The sequence below is a fragment of the Bacillus sp. EB106-04-02-XG92 genome, assembly GCF_058791995.1.
In genome coordinates this window covers 248,574-261,936 of record NZ_JBYTEA010000004.1, presented here as the reverse complement: position 1 = coordinate 261,936, position 13,363 = coordinate 248,574, and the positions used below count along the sequence as shown (strand labels likewise).

Here is a 13,363-nt window from a genome sequence, read left to right as displayed (position 1 = left end):
TTATGCTTCGATAAACCTTTGTAAACGTTGCTTTGCTATCTCTCTTCTATAACTAGCCGCTTCATTTTTTACAGTTAGACTTGTTTCAACCATTCGGTCATATGAACGTTTTCCGACTTGGTTTTTCAGCTCTTTTGGTTCCAAATTACTCGTATATAAAGTAGGAAGTTCTTTTCTATACCGACCATCAATGATATTGAATAATTTTTCTTCTACCCATTCCGTAGTTTTTTCTGCTCCAATATCATCTAATATAAGTAAGTCGCATTCTAAAAGGGCTCTCATAATTTGTGTTTCATTTTCTTTGTTTTCGCTGTTAAACGTACTGCGAATACGTTGCAATAATTCTGGAACACTTTGAAATACTACGATGTATCCTTTTTTAGAAAGCTCATTTACAATTGCGGCTGCTAAGTGTGTTTTACCATTACCAGATTCTCCCCAAAACATTAACGATTCCCCGTTCCACTCTTTAAAAGTCTTCACGTAGTTCACTGCAACTTTATAAGCTGTCTCTGATCCATTTCTATCTAGAAACGATTCAAATGTACTTTTGGAGAACCTTTCTCCTAAATTACTGATACTGAACAACTTTTCTATTTCTCTCTTCTTAGCAAAGTTTTGAGCTTCACGTATTTTTGCTTCTTCACGTTCTACAACACACTCACATGTAGGAAGTATTTTGTTTTTAATACGTAACTGCGGAACTTCTACAATAATTGCCGCGATATATTTGTTACAGTGTTCGCATGTATACCCTTCTGTTTCTTCACTACAAGCCGATGTATTCACTATCCGAGTCATCACTCTTCCGATTGATTCCGACACGTTTTTTCACTCCTTTATTTCGTTGGTATTCCGTTTCTAAAGCATCTACATCTTTTAAGGTCTTCACGTTATTGTTAACCCACTGTTTTAAAATGCCCTCAGCATAATTCCATTTCTTCTGCTGTTTCAAAGCACGTTCCATAGCTGCTTGTACAAGTTCTTCGCTTGTATCGTTTACCCATTGCGAAATACTTTCAGCTATGAATGAATTTAAAATACCAAAATTTTTTTCATAGAAAGAGAAGATACTACTACTTACATTCTCTGTAGTAATCTTTGTAGTAATCTCTGTATTTGTCTTTACTTTGAAATTGGGAGACTCCTTATTTGTAAGTGAGGAGGGTCTTGACTTAGAAGTAACCACCCTATTTACTTCTAAGTAACCAGGGCCTTCCTCTATTTGTTGATACATACTAGAAATTTTCTTTATTTCTCTTGGTACAGGCTCCACAAACATTACGTTATTCAAAATTTTCCCATCAGCGTTGATGGTCCTAAACTCGATTTTTATTAGTAGCATATCCGTTAATAAATCACATGCTCTTTTCACTTGTAATTTTGTAAATCCAAACGTATCGGCTAACTGTTGATAATTTTTTTGTAACTTGTCTGCTTTGAATTTTTTCTTGTAAGTAACTTTCCCATCTATTTCATCTCGAATAACTGTAGGGCGATACCAATAAACAATTTCACTCAAAACTATAATCGCTACAATATGAGGTTTACCATTACTAAAAGTGATGTAATTAAACCATTCATGATCTACCACATTACCTTTGAAATTTAACCCACCAATTTCATTTACTATGTTTGACATAAATATTTACCTCCTTGTACAAACCGCCACATATGCTTGTCCACTTTGGATAATTCGTTGAATTTCATAATGCGGATAACCAACTTTGAAATACCGTTTAATCATCTTTTTTAATTCATCCTTGCTCTCTGCTAAGTCCCAGAACTTCTTAGGTAATAGCACTTGATATTCAATTAAATCCATGTACTATTCCCCAACTTTCCGTGGTATACTTATAACAACTTGTTTTTCTTAAAGGACCCACTGCAATGGGTCTTTTTATTTTGTTTTACGTCACTCCAAGCCCATCGTTTTATCGGTTCGTAAGTAATGTAAAGTAGCGATGCACTGCACGCGATAAACATTGCGAATACTACTAATGATGTTGTATCTTCCACTAGATTACCTCCTTTTGTGCTTCTAACCATGCTTCCAAATCTTTTTGTAGAAAAAGTAGTTTACGCCCTTCTCTTATCACTGGAAACTTAGGATGACTTGCTAATTCATACATCCTACAAACCGCTATGTTTAAGAAAGCTGCTGCTTCCTTCACTCGCATTACCTTGTTTGGTTGTGATTGTTGTTGGAATGAAGCTAAAGCTGCTTGAATTTCTTCTCGAACAACTTCGCGGATTGACTCTTTAATGATTTGATCTAATCCCATTTTGTTTTGCTCCTTTTTAATTTACTTAACCAACCATAACTTAACTTAAGGTTAAGTTATGGACAAAAAATTTTAATTGCATCTAGCTTCACTTTAAAAAACTCAGCAATTTTTACAATTAAATCATAATAAGGTCGACGCTTCCCGTTTTCAATATACCAATAATAAACTTCAGTAATACCAACGGCTTCAGCTACTTCCCTACACGTATATCCCTTTTCTACACGTAGCTGTTTTAGAGTTTTCATAAACAACTCCTCTCTTCCGTTTTTGTTGTTATTTACATATTAACTTAACCTTAGGTTAAGTTCAAGTGTTTCCAAAAACTTTTTTAAAAAAAAATTACCTTTCCACTTAACTGATAGTTAATATATAATGACAGTGTGACACCATAATAGTGATTTAAAAAAATAATTTCATATAAAATAAACTTGGGGTGTTTTTTATTATGTTTAATCATGAGAGGTTAAAATCATTAATTGAAAAGAAGAGCATCACCCAACAACAGTTAGCTGATGTAATTGGTGTTAGTCATGTTTCTGTTTATAATTATGTCGAAGGGAAAAAAACACCCGGTACACGTACACTTCAGAAGATAGCAAATTATTTAAAAGTAACAACAGATTATTTGTTAGGTTTATCTGATTCACCAGATTTAACAGCAGGCCAAGATTTACAGCTAACAAAAGAAGCACACGAAATTCTTCAAATCATTAATGACTTACCCGAAGAACAACGAAAAAAAGCATTAGAACAATTAGAGATGTTTGTGAACTACGAGAAATCTAAAGGAAATATGTAGTGTAAAAAGACTATCAAAAAGTTAGATAGTCTTTTTTACATAACTTTTTCTTTTTTTATTTCACTCAAACAGATAGAAAATAATGCCTCTTTCGGATCATCCTCTTTTTGCAAAAGTAATAAAGCTTGTTTAATTAGATTAACTTCCCCTTCTTGGCTCTTCATCTTCTTTTATCCCCCTCTTTGTGTTTTTGTATTTTTTTTACAAAAATTTCTTTTTTCTTTTTTCAGCGAAAAAAGAAATTTCTCCCAAAACTACAAATGACATCGTCAATTAAGACGATGTCATTTGTAATATATATAAATTTTTATTATGTATTTTACCAACCGCCACCAGGGTCAACCATCATTTGTTGAACTGTAGGTTTTGAATCATTTGTACTAGGTTTTTCTTTTATAGAATCAGTGTTAATGAATAATGTAGCAGCTATTAATAGTGCAGGAATAATTTTAATTATATTTTTCATTATTTCACCTCTTTCCGAAGACAATTATACCAATTATTCAAATTAAACCCAAGTGTATTTTTGGTAAATTCGAATAAAATATATTCCCTGACTTTTGACACATCAAAAGAGAACGTTTCATTAACTCTTCTTTTTTAGTACCTTCATATGTTAATGCTAAATATGCAGTCTGTATGTCTGTTAAACTTCCATTCTTCTCTTTTAATTGATTCAATAGTTTTCTCGCCTCCATTTTGTTACCTTGTTTAATCTTTAAATATGCTAGTTCACCTAAATGAACAACATCTAAGCTACTAATTTCTTTATCATGATGAATCTTTAGAAATGATAATGTATGTTGTACCATTTTTCTTTTTTTCTCAATTCCATTAATCTTACTATCTCCTATCACTTCTAGAGTCTTTTCCAAATAATATCTTGATTTCTCATATTCATTGACTGAAAAAATATACGATTCACCTAACTTTAAATATGCATTTACTTTTGGAAAAGAAAAAAAGTTATCCCATTCAAGATCATCTAATAATTCCATACTAACATGTCTTGCTTCAATAACTTCACCACCCTGCAACGAAGTAACGGCAATTGCTTCTTTATATCGTAATTTATAACATTCTCGAATGTACCTATTACTTATTTTATTTATTTTTATTTCAAGAGATTTTAATCGCTCAATTAAAGAAGTAAAGTTACCCGATTGATATTGCGCTTGACATAATAAAATTTCAATTAACACTTCCATCTCTATTGTTCTTATTGATTTACTTTCCAAGCTTAATGCCTTATGGTACTGTGCAGCATCAATTTCACCTATATATCGTTTATATATAATTCGATACACATTAGCAAATTCTCTATTTTCTGCTACCTTTGATTGTGATTCACTATTTATAATTTTAATTAATATATTAAACTTTCCTCTTAAAGCTAAATCTTCCATTGCCTCACGTAAGTTTTCTGATTTTGGTTTCGTTACATATATATAATCCATTAATAGATTTTCTTGAACCTGTATGCCTTTGTTTAGTAGGATGACTGTTTTGGAAAGGAAGCCAAAACTCATGTCTGTATTACCTTTAAAAATTTTTGTAACAGTACTTGGCTTAACTCCCCAATAATTTGCTAGTTTATTTTTCCTTATTCCAACTGCACATAACTCTTTTTCAATTTGATTTAGAGCTTTCCACATGTTTTGTCCCCCTTATTGGAACAAGACACACTTCCCTATCATGAAAACGCACCTTAATGATGAATTAAATCTAAAGGCTGTGTTATACTAGCCGTATATGTTACGCATAGTCGTAACTGAAAGGCTCATGGCAAATGTTTTCCCTACTACAATTAGGGCAAACGGTGTAAAAGTGTTCCCAGCACAATTACACACGCTATGGGTCTTTTTCGTTCCGTCAAATTATATTATTAAGAATATTCTATCACAAATAACCCAAACATCTATTCTCTCATATTCTGAAAATACTTGAGAAAGTTGAAAATATCAATATACGTCTTGTTTTTTTGACCCCCAATAAAATATGCAATATTGCATTTGATAACCGGGTTAGGTATTTCAATATTTTTTAACAACAAATGAAAACTCTAACCTATAACTGAATTTATTTTTATATGGTAAAATATATCCATCGCTGATATGTCCAAACATGTAATTTTCATAGCAGCAAAATTACAACTAGACTTATACAACATGATTCAAAACAAATGAAGGAGTGTTTTAAGTGAAAGGACATATTCGAAAAAGAGGAAATAAGTATTGTATTGTTATTGATATCGGACCTGATCCAGAGACAGGAAAAAGAAGACAGAAATGGTTTTCTGGATATAAGACAAAAAAAGAAGCACAGGCCGATGTTGCGAAGAAGATTACAGAGTTGAATGAAGGGACTTTTATAGAGCCGTCTAAAGTTACCTTAGAAGACTACCTAAATCACTGGTTAGAAATTAAAAGTATGAGTATAGAAAGAAGTACCTTTGTCGGATATAGGGCATTTATCAACCAACATGTTATACCTAGTATTGGAATGGTCGCACTCCATAAATTAAATGTTATGCACATTCAAAAATGCTATAAAACCGCGATAGATAGAGGTATTGCAAACAATTCTGTTCTGCTTATGCATAGAATTTTAAAAAGCGCTTTAAATCTCGCTGTAAAACAAAATATTATTTCTCGAAACCCAGCTGATTTTGCTGAGATACCTAAAAAAGAAAGAACCTCTATCCAAACTTGGACAGAGGAAGAAGTAAAAAAGTTTCTTTTGCATTCACAAGAATCACGATATCACATTGGGTATCTTCTTGCAATAACTACAGGTATGCGAATGGGTGAAGTTCTAGGCTTACGATGGCAGGACGTTGATTTTGAAAAACATACCGTTACAATAAACCAAACATCTGGCCATGACAATAAAATCAAAAAAACAGCAAAAACAAATTCGTCAAAACGCACCATTCCTGTACCCAAAGAAACTATAGAATCCTTAAAAAAGCATAAGGTTTTAATTAATCAAGAGAAATTAAGACTTGGTTCTGCTTATCAAGATTTTGATTTAATTAATTGCAGTGAGTTTGGAATGATTATAAAAAAAGCAAATTTCAGAAAAAATTTTATTAGGGCGATACACAAAGCAGGCGTAAAAGAAATTAAATTCCATGATCTAAGACATACACACGCAACTATACTATTGAAGCAAGGAGTTAATCCTAAAATTATCAGTGAAAGATTAGGCCATACAGACATTTCAATGACATTGAGTGTTTATTCTCATGTTTTACCGAACATGCAAGAAGAAGCCGTTAAAAAATTTGGTAAAAGCATCTTTGGATAACTTATGTTTGCAAAATGTTTGCAATTCATAAAAATAGGTTAAACAAACGTTGTTATATCAAGGTTTGTTTAACCTATCATCTTATATTCTTGATAAAATCTCCGAATTCCTATTGAAACATTTAATAATGGAATATTCTCGCCTCCACGCGTTATACATTCGAATCGATATACATAGGCAAAATAATCTTGTGTTTTTTCGTCTTTAATAGGCTCTGACATAGCCTCACAAATATTTTGTGATCTAAGAGGAGAAAAATATATTTTTTCTTCGCGTATGTTTTCTAATTGTAAAGGACGTTCACAAAAAATATGTGAAATTAAAGCGGGTATCCACTTAGAATATATTTCATTATCTTGTAATACTGTTAAATTAGAAATTAAATCGTAATGCCATTCATATTTTGGCGGTTCTATTAATTTATTAGGTTTCCAATCATGAATAATCTCATACCAACTTTGAAAAATATAATCAAGTTGTTCTTTTCTAATAGGTTCTTTACATACAATCCATGGTGTATTTTCATTTAATACATATGGATTATGCTGAATAAATAATATATCAGAAAACATATCATATAATCTTTCATTCAATCGTTTCAACTTACTCGTTAATAAAAATGTCTTATAATGTATCTCTACAATATCGAGCCATTCAATAGGAAAATATATAAATGATACACTTTCGTTTAAAAGAGGTTCTACTATATTTTCAAATGTTAACAACTTTAATTTTTCCATAAAATGATTACTTCCTTTCTTCATTTTTCTTGATCAACAAAAACTAGAAAAATAATTACTAAATCTAATCAATTTAAACCAAGTATTTAAAAGAAAAGTAAAAACTATTTATCCAAATAAAACATTACCAAAACGACTCTTTTAAAAATTAAAAGTAGTTATCATATACAGCACCTCTCAAATCATTAATTTTATACATTAGAATTATACAATATATATAATGTATTGTATTTATCATTTACAATAACTTTACAATAAAACTAAAAAAGAACACCTTAAGTCGGTGCCCTCCTTACAAATATCAACCATTATGTAATTGAACATATAGATAACATTAATCATCCAAATAAAATTGCTCCTAGTAAACCTAATACAAATCCTGTTAAACAAACACAATCAGCAAGACAAATGGAAGACTGCAATAATGGAACAAATGATCTACTTGTACTCGATCCATATTGTTTTATTTTCTCATAATTCATATCTAACATGAAATGTAGACATGTTCCACCATCCTCAATAGTATGTAGAGATTCTTTTTCTAATCGCTCCAATAATTTATTATTAAAAGCAACTGGAAGAGGATACAGCTTATCTAATTTCATATTTTGATAAATGACTTGTAAATGAGATAATAGATTCTTTTTCTTTTTTTAGATGTTACTGTACATTTCATTTTATTAAATTCATTTCTCAAAATATTTATATGGACAAGCAAAAATTTAAAATGGATGTGGAAATTATGCGAAGCCAATTAAAACAAATCCTTGATAAAAAAGGCATCAAATATGGATATATTGCAAAGAAAGCTAATATAAGTAGTTCTGCAATGACAAATTTATTAAAAGGTGGATTCCCATCATTACCTGTCACTTATCGTATTGCTCGTGCACTGGAAATGAAATTAGAAGAAATTTGTATTGAAGATGATGAAGTAGAATAATCATTATTCGGACATACTCATACTGAGGTGAATTGCATGATTTGGGCAATAACATTGCTTGTAATTGTTTTTCTAATTGGTGCAATAACAAAAAGTCCACACATAACACCTGAAGGAATTAGAACCGAGCGAATCAAAAGAAGTGCAACTCGTAGTAATTTAGAAGTAATGTATCCGAGGGAATTAGAATATTTTGTAGCCGATGTCTTTCGTTCTCTTGGTTATAAAGTCCAAGTAACTTCTGATTCTAATGATGGTGGAAAAGACATCATCATTCATAAAGGGAAAAAATGAAATTCGTTGGGGGAAACGCTATACAAAGAACTCCATCGGCAGACCTTATATTCAGAAGCTTCATAGCGCCATTGTGGATACTGACGCAGTTGGAGGGTATTTCAGTTACACTAAGTCATTTCAATAAGAACGCAAGGCAATATGCAGCTAATAAGAACATTGAATTAATCGATGGTGATGCTCTTATTAATATGATGGATTCTGAGACAACCTAAAAAAAGCCACCCAATAGGACGGCTCTTATTTTTACTTCATAAGCTTGTACCACAATTAAAACATTGGATATTCATCAATAAAAAATCACTACATTTAAAGAACATGATAAACAATTTATAAAATGTTTAATTTGACTAATAAAGCTAATAAAATTTGAAGAAGAATTTGAACATTTACCGCTATATCTGTATCAGTAGTCGTAACTGAAACATTTCTAGAATTTCTAATAACAGTTTCTTGTTTATTAATTTGTTTAATAGATGATTTTTGAAACAAATCTTGTGCTACGCGATCAGCTTTCTCACTGTCTGCTATAGAAATACTTAAAATAACTACAATTGCCGCTTGTAATGCTGCTTGGATAGATAATGCAGCTTTTGTATCTGTAGTAGTAACCTGTACATCTGCTGAATCAACAATTCTAATAGATTCTTCTGAGATTTGGTAAGTTTTACTTTCTTGTGTAGCTCCTTCTGAAACATTAGCATCTTTAAAAGACGGATGAGGATTTGAAGAGTCTAATGCACTCCACTTTTTATTTTCATCTGAACGGCCTTCTTTGCCCATGAGATCACCCCCTTTCAATCCAAATAATTATTGACCTGCGATTGTATTTCAGAAACAATATTTTTAATTTGCTGCTTTTTTTCTGGCGCTAAATTTTTTATCTTTTCTTCATTTATCCCATGCCTATTAAGAATATCTGAGAGTAAAAGGTCTATAATTATATTCTTTTGATCCTTATCAAATTTAAAGGAAGAAAATTTGTTTAAATCATCCATTTACAATATTCACTCCAATCAAATTTACAATAATAATTTTAAATAACTACCAGCATTATATGTGTTTTAATAAGAATTGCTTGGACCAGTAACTTACTCTTTTATTTTTTATCAACAAAATTAAAAAGTTGCCTTCTAATACGAAGGCAACTTTCCTTTACTTCACATATACGTAGGCTTCATTTACTGTTAAATATTATATTTTACCTTTGCTACTCCGTAGTTATCTACACTTACTTTCCCATTAATGTTGAATATTAATTCAGTCATAATAAGAAGTTCAAGCTTGTACCACATATTACAACAAAAAAATATTCACTTAGAGTGAACTCTTGTAGCTAAATATAAATAGGTTAGAAACTTTATAAAATGTTTAGTTTAACTAATAAAGCTAATAAAATTTGAAGGAGAATTTGGATATTCACTGCAATATCTGTATCAGTAGTTGTTACGGTTACATTTCTGGAATTTTTGATGAAAGTTTTTTGTCTATTAATTTGTTTAATAGATGATTTTTGAAATAATTCTTGTGTTATTTTATCTGCCTTTTCACTATCTGCTATCGAAATACTTACTACAACCACAATAGCTGCTTGTAATGCCGCTTGGATAGATAGCGCAGCTTTTGTATCAGTAGTAGTAACTTGTACATCTGCTGAATCAACTATTTCAATATATTCCTCAGAAACTTGATCGATTTCATCTGTTTGTATAGCTCTCTCTAAAAAAATCGAATTTTCACTAAATGAATAAAAATGTAATGATTCGGAATCCTGATTTATCGGTTCAGAATCTTGATTTATTGGCTCAGAATTCCTCTTTTTTGGTTCAGAATCTTGATTTATTAGCTCAGAATTCCTCTTTTTTGGTTCAGAATCCTGATTTATTAGCTCAGAATTCCTCTTTTTTGGTTCAGAATCCTGATTTATTGGCTCAGAATTCCTCTTTTTTGGTTCAGAATCCTGATTTATTGGCTCAGAAACTCGTTCTTTCGGCTCAAACTCCCGGTTTAATGGATCCCGGTTTTTCTTTCTTCTACAAACTTCACACTCACACATAAAATCACCCCTTTTTGTCTAAAAAATTAGCAATATTAAAATATTGGCTAACTACTAGCATTTTATGTATTTTCAAAAAAATTGTTTGGACAAGTAACTTAATTTTCCATTTTACTTCTTTTTCTAATAAAAGAAAGCTGCCTTCTAATAAGAAAACAGCTCTCTTTTATTCCACATTTACATAAACTTCATTTGCCATTATATAATATGTTTTTCCTTTGCTTTTGTGAAATACACATTCAAAAAACGTACTCCAAGATAAAATATTATTAAAAATGAGAATATTTTTCTTCAACCAGTATTTATTGATCAATGCCAAAACTAGTAGTTCTCTACATTATCTCTTAAAAATCAGTATAGTTTGTATAAATTCTACATCTAATAGAAAACTCTCTATCAAATAAAAATAAAATAGTAGGTTAAGTTTGTTTTGCGCAGTAGAAAAAGCACAACAATTATTAATTGTTGTGCTCCTTTTTATATTTATAATATTTATTTTGCATGTCTTTTCGAACTTCTAATAAAATTCCAAATATAGATTGAACTTTTCCGATACAGGCATCTTTTTCTTCTTCGTTTATTGGAAGCTTCCTAGTAGTTGGACCTAATGTTTTTGGATAATAATCAATCATGTGCACTTTGTCATAATCTATATTTTTGTATATCCATTCTTTGTTAGCATCTAATTGCTTATAAAACAAATGAGCTTCTTGTAATATACTTAAACGTTTATTTTCTGAATCCAACGAGCTTACATCAATGGTAGTAATATTATTAGAAAACTCCTTAAGATTTGTTTTTAGCTTATCTACAGCTAATAGCTTTTCTGTAGCACTAATCAAAAATAACTTCCTATCACGATATAAGATTGATTCGACTAGATTCGTTGCCCCATTCGGATGGTTCGGAGGTGTTTGCTCCTCCATTATGGCTGAGGGTGGATTTTCCGCTGCAGCCAGACGACCCTCGTGCACGTTGTCCCCGTCAACTTCCAAATAGCGCACGGGAATAAGTTGAATTCTCCCAGACATCTTAAGAGGTCGCTGTGATAATTGTAGCAATACCGCATTCAAAAGTTACGTTAAAAATTTCATTTCATTAAGAGTATGTCGTCAATGTGGTATGTAGAAAATCATATAGCTCTAGATAGGGCTTTTTTCTTTATAAAATTAAATAGCCACGATACAAATGCATCGCGACTGAATTTAAACTTATAATGGGTCTTTTCATCCTTTTTGCAGATTCCTACCACCCATGCCCGTTCGCCAGTAACGTTTTGATAAAGGGGCCCACACTATTCTTCTTTCAAAGAACTGTATATCTATAGCGTATGATTCTGTTTTGAGAAATCCTCGGAAACGTCCCCTTTTCCACCTCCCTTTTTATCGAAAAAAAAGACCTGCATTTATGCAGATCAAATATAAATTAGTGACGAGATTTCATATCACTTATTCTTTTGGAGACGGAAACCTTGCAGCTTCAAAATGCGTACTATTTTCTACAGTAGAAATAACTCCAGCTACGCTACTTTGTGCAAAAACCTCAACTACATCCCCTGCATTCAATTGAATTATTGATGAAACAGCTACAATATTAGCAAAGTTTATTGGACCAAAAAAATCATTATCGATTGCAATTGCCGGATTTCCATTAACTCGAATTTCTACCCGCGCTCTATAGTTTGTGTTTAGATTATTGGGAATGAACGCAATTGTTCCAATTACAGAATAAACTCCTCTTGTCTTTGGAATAAAAATAGAGGTAGCTGGATTATATTCATTTGCTAAATCAAATTGTTCATTTTGAAACAGTACTTTTACAAAAGTATTGACAGGAACAGTTTGATCCGCCGTATTTCTAGCTCTAAAAGCAGACGCTCTTACAAGTTCGTCCTTATTATCATCACAACAATTCACTTTAACATTCACCCAATGTTTTTCCTCATGCTTTTTATCACATTTGTCATAACTCTTACTGCTTTTATAACAATCATGATATTTCTTTTTGTAATCCTTACAGTGATCATAGTAGGAATAAGACATACTAGATTCCCCCTTTAAATTTATCACTACATACTATGTAAGATAGATTAAAAAAGTTTGGACGAGCTGTTACTATTTTTAATAGAATTAAAAAAGCCTCACCATTTGGCAGGAAAAGAAAACCGTAAAACATGTGGAGTAGAACAACCAAATCTTAGCTTATCTATATCAACACCACAAAGTGCTAGACTTCCATTTCCTTTGCTTCAAAAGTAAGTTTTATATAATCCCTAAAGGAGTAGCTATCAGACGGATAGCTACTTTTTTATTCTCATAAAAATTATCACGTCTCATCATCAACTCGTTATAAACATAGGAATCTCTCACTTTCTCATTCCCTAAATACTTTAACTCAATAATCTGTCGCTGACCTTTATCAAGTGCATTCTGTAACGTCCGTTCAATTTATTTAAAGCGTATCTCATGATTTTTATCGTCATCTTTCATTTTCGGAAAAAGAAAGATGCCCCCAGCTTGAGCCTGCTCTTCTTGATTCTTCATCCGTACGCACAATGCTTTGTAGTTTTTTAGCTCCTTCACCACAAGTCTTCGCATCTCTTTTTCATCGATGTCTTCAAAAAATGACAATTGATTCATACGATACGGTTTCCCCTCCGTTCGATCTACTTACTTGAATGGTTCTCCTTTTTTGGCCAGACTATATTTATGCATCTAGATTGTCACCTTTAGAACGAGCAGTTAGTTTTTGCTAGCTACTCTTTATTTGTAAAAAACGAACTCAATTGACTGCACGCACATATAATATTCTGTGTTCCTTTCTTTATAAATTGAAATAGTCATTACAAAATGAATCTCGTCACGAGAGCACTTTATTAAGTGCTCTTTTTTGATTTTTGAATACTTATCAATTGAAATGTTTGTATAATTT

Annotated in this window: 19 protein-coding genes and 3 pseudogenes; 5 read left to right on the top strand and 17 right to left on the bottom strand. The window is 31.5% G+C overall.

The window, feature by feature from the left end:
- The 6 genes from AC3WVA_RS12790 to AC3WVA_RS12765 are packed head-to-tail and all read right to left on the bottom strand — an operon-like array spanning position 1 to position 2,536.
- Positions 1 to 804, bottom strand: a complete 804-nt coding sequence (locus AC3WVA_RS12790) for an ATP-binding protein (protein WP_492322000.1) — start codon at positions 802 to 804, stop codon at positions 1 to 3.
- The gene (locus AC3WVA_RS12785) at positions 773 to 1,645 is read right to left on the bottom strand and encodes a DnaD domain-containing protein (protein WP_492321954.1); all 873 of its coding nucleotides are present in this window, start codon (positions 1,643 to 1,645) and stop codon (positions 773 to 775) included. Before AC3WVA_RS12785 ends, AC3WVA_RS12790 begins: the two co-directional genes overlap by 32 nt.
- Before the next feature lie 6 nt (positions 1,646 to 1,651).
- Positions 1,652 to 1,828, bottom strand: coding sequence for a hypothetical protein (locus AC3WVA_RS12780; RefSeq protein WP_199795098.1), 177 nt, complete (start codon positions 1,826 to 1,828; stop codon positions 1,652 to 1,654).
- A 29-nt stretch (positions 1,829 to 1,857) separates the two neighbouring features.
- A complete protein-coding gene (locus AC3WVA_RS12775) occupies positions 1,858 to 2,022 on the bottom strand; it encodes a hypothetical protein (protein ID WP_492321953.1) in 165 nt (54 codons plus the stop codon).
- Complete coding sequence (locus AC3WVA_RS12770; protein WP_088122881.1) at positions 2,022 to 2,288, bottom strand: helix-turn-helix domain-containing protein; 267 nt, start codon at positions 2,286 to 2,288, stop codon at positions 2,022 to 2,024. Before AC3WVA_RS12770 ends, AC3WVA_RS12775 begins: the two co-directional genes overlap by 1 nt.
- A gap of 56 nt (positions 2,289 to 2,344) precedes the next feature.
- On the bottom strand, positions 2,345 to 2,536 hold the full coding sequence (locus AC3WVA_RS12765) for a helix-turn-helix domain-containing protein (protein WP_492321952.1): 192 nt from the start codon (positions 2,534 to 2,536) through the stop codon (positions 2,345 to 2,347).
- A gap of 200 nt (positions 2,537 to 2,736) precedes the next feature.
- On the opposite strand from AC3WVA_RS12765, the gene AC3WVA_RS12760 reads away from it, so the two are divergent.
- Positions 2,737 to 3,090 (top strand): helix-turn-helix domain-containing protein, encoded by a 354-nt coding sequence (locus tag AC3WVA_RS12760; RefSeq protein ID WP_088122882.1) that lies wholly within the window; start codon positions 2,737 to 2,739, stop codon positions 3,088 to 3,090.
- Positions 3,091 to 3,125: 35 nt separating this feature from the next.
- Here AC3WVA_RS12760 and AC3WVA_RS12755 read toward each other — a convergent pair whose 3' ends face one another.
- The 3 genes from AC3WVA_RS12755 to AC3WVA_RS12745 all read right to left on the bottom strand — a co-directional run bounded on the left by AC3WVA_RS12755 (position 3,126) and on the right by AC3WVA_RS12745 (position 4,745).
- Positions 3,126 to 3,254 (bottom strand): hypothetical protein, encoded by a 129-nt coding sequence (locus tag AC3WVA_RS12755; protein ID WP_492321951.1) that lies wholly within the window; start codon positions 3,252 to 3,254, stop codon positions 3,126 to 3,128.
- Between the two features lie 155 nt (positions 3,255 to 3,409).
- Positions 3,410 to 3,556 carry a complement C1q protein gene (locus tag AC3WVA_RS12750; protein WP_492321950.1) on the bottom strand — a complete coding sequence of 49 codons (147 nt, stop codon included), beginning with the start codon at positions 3,554 to 3,556 and terminating at the stop codon, positions 3,410 to 3,412.
- A 37-nt stretch (positions 3,557 to 3,593) separates the two neighbouring features.
- A complete protein-coding gene (locus AC3WVA_RS12745; protein ID WP_492321949.1) occupies positions 3,594 to 4,745 on the bottom strand; it encodes an AimR family lysis-lysogeny pheromone receptor in 1,152 nt (383 codons plus the stop codon).
- 544 nt (positions 4,746 to 5,289) lie between these two features.
- Between AC3WVA_RS12745 and AC3WVA_RS12740 the strand changes: the two genes are divergently transcribed.
- On the top strand, positions 5,290 to 6,399 hold the full coding sequence (locus AC3WVA_RS12740; RefSeq protein WP_492321948.1) for a site-specific integrase: 1,110 nt from the start codon (positions 5,290 to 5,292) through the stop codon (positions 6,397 to 6,399).
- Positions 6,400 to 6,482: 83 nt separating this feature from the next.
- Here AC3WVA_RS12740 and AC3WVA_RS12735 read toward each other — a convergent pair.
- Positions 6,483 to 7,139, bottom strand: a pseudogene (locus AC3WVA_RS12735) (pPIWI_RE module domain-containing protein); the annotation flags it as partial.
- Between the two features lie 338 nt (positions 7,140 to 7,477).
- Positions 7,478 to 7,845: pseudogene (locus AC3WVA_RS12730) on the bottom strand (homoserine dehydrogenase); the annotation flags it as partial.
- Between the two features lie 36 nt (positions 7,846 to 7,881).
- Here AC3WVA_RS12730 and AC3WVA_RS12725 point away from each other — a divergent pair.
- Both AC3WVA_RS12725 and AC3WVA_RS12720 read left to right on the top strand, forming a co-directional pair.
- The gene (locus tag AC3WVA_RS12725) at positions 7,882 to 8,082 is read left to right on the top strand and encodes a helix-turn-helix transcriptional regulator (protein ID WP_098880909.1); all 201 of its coding nucleotides are present in this window, start codon (positions 7,882 to 7,884) and stop codon (positions 8,080 to 8,082) included.
- Between the two features lie 36 nt (positions 8,083 to 8,118).
- Positions 8,119 to 8,591 (top strand): annotated as a pseudogene (locus AC3WVA_RS12720) (restriction endonuclease).
- A 115-nt stretch (positions 8,592 to 8,706) separates the two neighbouring features.
- Here the strand turns inward: AC3WVA_RS12720 and AC3WVA_RS12715 are convergent.
- The 4 genes from AC3WVA_RS12715 to AC3WVA_RS12700 all read right to left on the bottom strand — a co-directional run bounded on the left by AC3WVA_RS12715 (position 8,707) and on the right by AC3WVA_RS12700 (position 11,406).
- Entirely contained in the window at positions 8,707 to 9,159 is a 453-nt protein-coding gene (locus AC3WVA_RS12715) for a spore coat protein (protein WP_098880910.1), read from the bottom strand.
- Between the two features lie 14 nt (positions 9,160 to 9,173).
- Positions 9,174 to 9,374: a hypothetical protein gene (locus AC3WVA_RS12710; protein ID WP_048560569.1), complete on the bottom strand. Its 201-nt coding sequence runs from the start codon at positions 9,372 to 9,374 to the stop codon at positions 9,174 to 9,176.
- A 362-nt stretch (positions 9,375 to 9,736) separates the two neighbouring features.
- Positions 9,737 to 10,432, bottom strand: a complete 696-nt coding sequence (locus AC3WVA_RS12705; RefSeq protein WP_098880911.1) for a spore coat protein — start codon at positions 10,430 to 10,432, stop codon at positions 9,737 to 9,739.
- 458 nt (positions 10,433 to 10,890) lie between these two features.
- Positions 10,891 to 11,406 carry a hypothetical protein gene (locus tag AC3WVA_RS12700; protein ID WP_180235631.1) on the bottom strand — a complete coding sequence of 172 codons (516 nt, stop codon included), beginning with the start codon at positions 11,404 to 11,406 and terminating at the stop codon, positions 10,891 to 10,893.
- A gap of 43 nt (positions 11,407 to 11,449) precedes the next feature.
- On the opposite strand from AC3WVA_RS12700, the gene AC3WVA_RS12695 reads away from it, so the two are divergent.
- Positions 11,450 to 11,560, top strand: a complete 111-nt coding sequence (locus AC3WVA_RS12695; RefSeq protein WP_492321999.1) for a DUF8096 family protein — start codon at positions 11,450 to 11,452, stop codon at positions 11,558 to 11,560.
- 320 nt (positions 11,561 to 11,880) lie between these two features.
- Here the strand turns inward: AC3WVA_RS12695 and AC3WVA_RS12690 are convergent, their stop codons facing one another.
- Together AC3WVA_RS12690 and AC3WVA_RS12685 are read right to left on the bottom strand one after the other, a co-directional pair.
- Positions 11,881 to 12,474 (bottom strand): ABC transporter permease, encoded by a 594-nt coding sequence (locus AC3WVA_RS12690; protein WP_492321947.1) that lies wholly within the window; start codon positions 12,472 to 12,474, stop codon positions 11,881 to 11,883.
- 405 nt (positions 12,475 to 12,879) lie between these two features.
- Positions 12,880 to 13,071: a hypothetical protein gene (locus AC3WVA_RS12685; protein WP_098880913.1), complete on the bottom strand. Its 192-nt coding sequence runs from the start codon at positions 13,069 to 13,071 to the stop codon at positions 12,880 to 12,882.
- Between the last annotated feature and the right edge of the window lie 292 nt (positions 13,072 to 13,363).

Excerpts from the sequence above, each read along its gene's own strand:
- AC3WVA_RS12790 (WP_492322000.1), bottom strand. The coding sequence starts at position 804 with ATGACTCGGATAGTGAATACATCGGCTTGTAGTGAAGAAACAGAAGGG.
- AC3WVA_RS12785 (WP_492321954.1), bottom strand. The coding sequence starts at position 1,645 with ATGTCAAACATAGTAAATGAAATTGGTGGGTTAAATTTCAAAGGTAAT.
- AC3WVA_RS12780 (WP_199795098.1), bottom strand. The coding sequence starts at position 1,828 with ATGGATTTAATTGAATATCAAGTGCTATTACCTAAGAAGTTCTGGGAC.
- AC3WVA_RS12770 (WP_088122881.1), bottom strand. The coding sequence starts at position 2,288 with ATGGGATTAGATCAAATCATTAAAGAGTCAATCCGCGAAGTTGTTCGA.
- AC3WVA_RS12765 (WP_492321952.1), bottom strand. The coding sequence starts at position 2,536 with ATGAAAACTCTAAAACAGCTACGTGTAGAAAAGGGATATACGTGTAGG.
- AC3WVA_RS12760 (WP_088122882.1), top strand. The coding sequence starts at position 2,737 with ATGTTTAATCATGAGAGGTTAAAATCATTAATTGAAAAGAAGAGCATC.
- AC3WVA_RS12755 (WP_492321951.1), bottom strand. The coding sequence starts at position 3,254 with ATGAAGAGCCAAGAAGGGGAAGTTAATCTAATTAAACAAGCTTTATTA.
- AC3WVA_RS12750 (WP_492321950.1), bottom strand. The coding sequence starts at position 3,556 with ATGAAAAATATAATTAAAATTATTCCTGCACTATTAATAGCTGCTACA.
- AC3WVA_RS12745 (WP_492321949.1), bottom strand. The coding sequence starts at position 4,745 with ATGTGGAAAGCTCTAAATCAAATTGAAAAAGAGTTATGTGCAGTTGGA.
- AC3WVA_RS12725 (WP_098880909.1), top strand. The coding sequence starts at position 7,882 with ATGCGAAGCCAATTAAAACAAATCCTTGATAAAAAAGGCATCAAATAT.
- AC3WVA_RS12715 (WP_098880910.1), bottom strand. The coding sequence starts at position 9,159 with ATGGGCAAAGAAGGCCGTTCAGATGAAAATAAAAAGTGGAGTGCATTA.
- AC3WVA_RS12710 (WP_048560569.1), bottom strand. The coding sequence starts at position 9,374 with ATGGATGATTTAAACAAATTTTCTTCCTTTAAATTTGATAAGGATCAA.
- AC3WVA_RS12705 (WP_098880911.1), bottom strand. The coding sequence starts at position 10,432 with ATGTGTGAGTGTGAAGTTTGTAGAAGAAAGAAAAACCGGGATCCATTA.
- AC3WVA_RS12690 (WP_492321947.1), bottom strand. The coding sequence starts at position 12,474 with ATGTCTTATTCCTACTATGATCACTGTAAGGATTACAAAAAGAAATAT.
- AC3WVA_RS12685 (WP_098880913.1), bottom strand. The coding sequence starts at position 13,071 with ATGAATCAATTGTCATTTTTTGAAGACATCGATGAAAAAGAGATGCGA.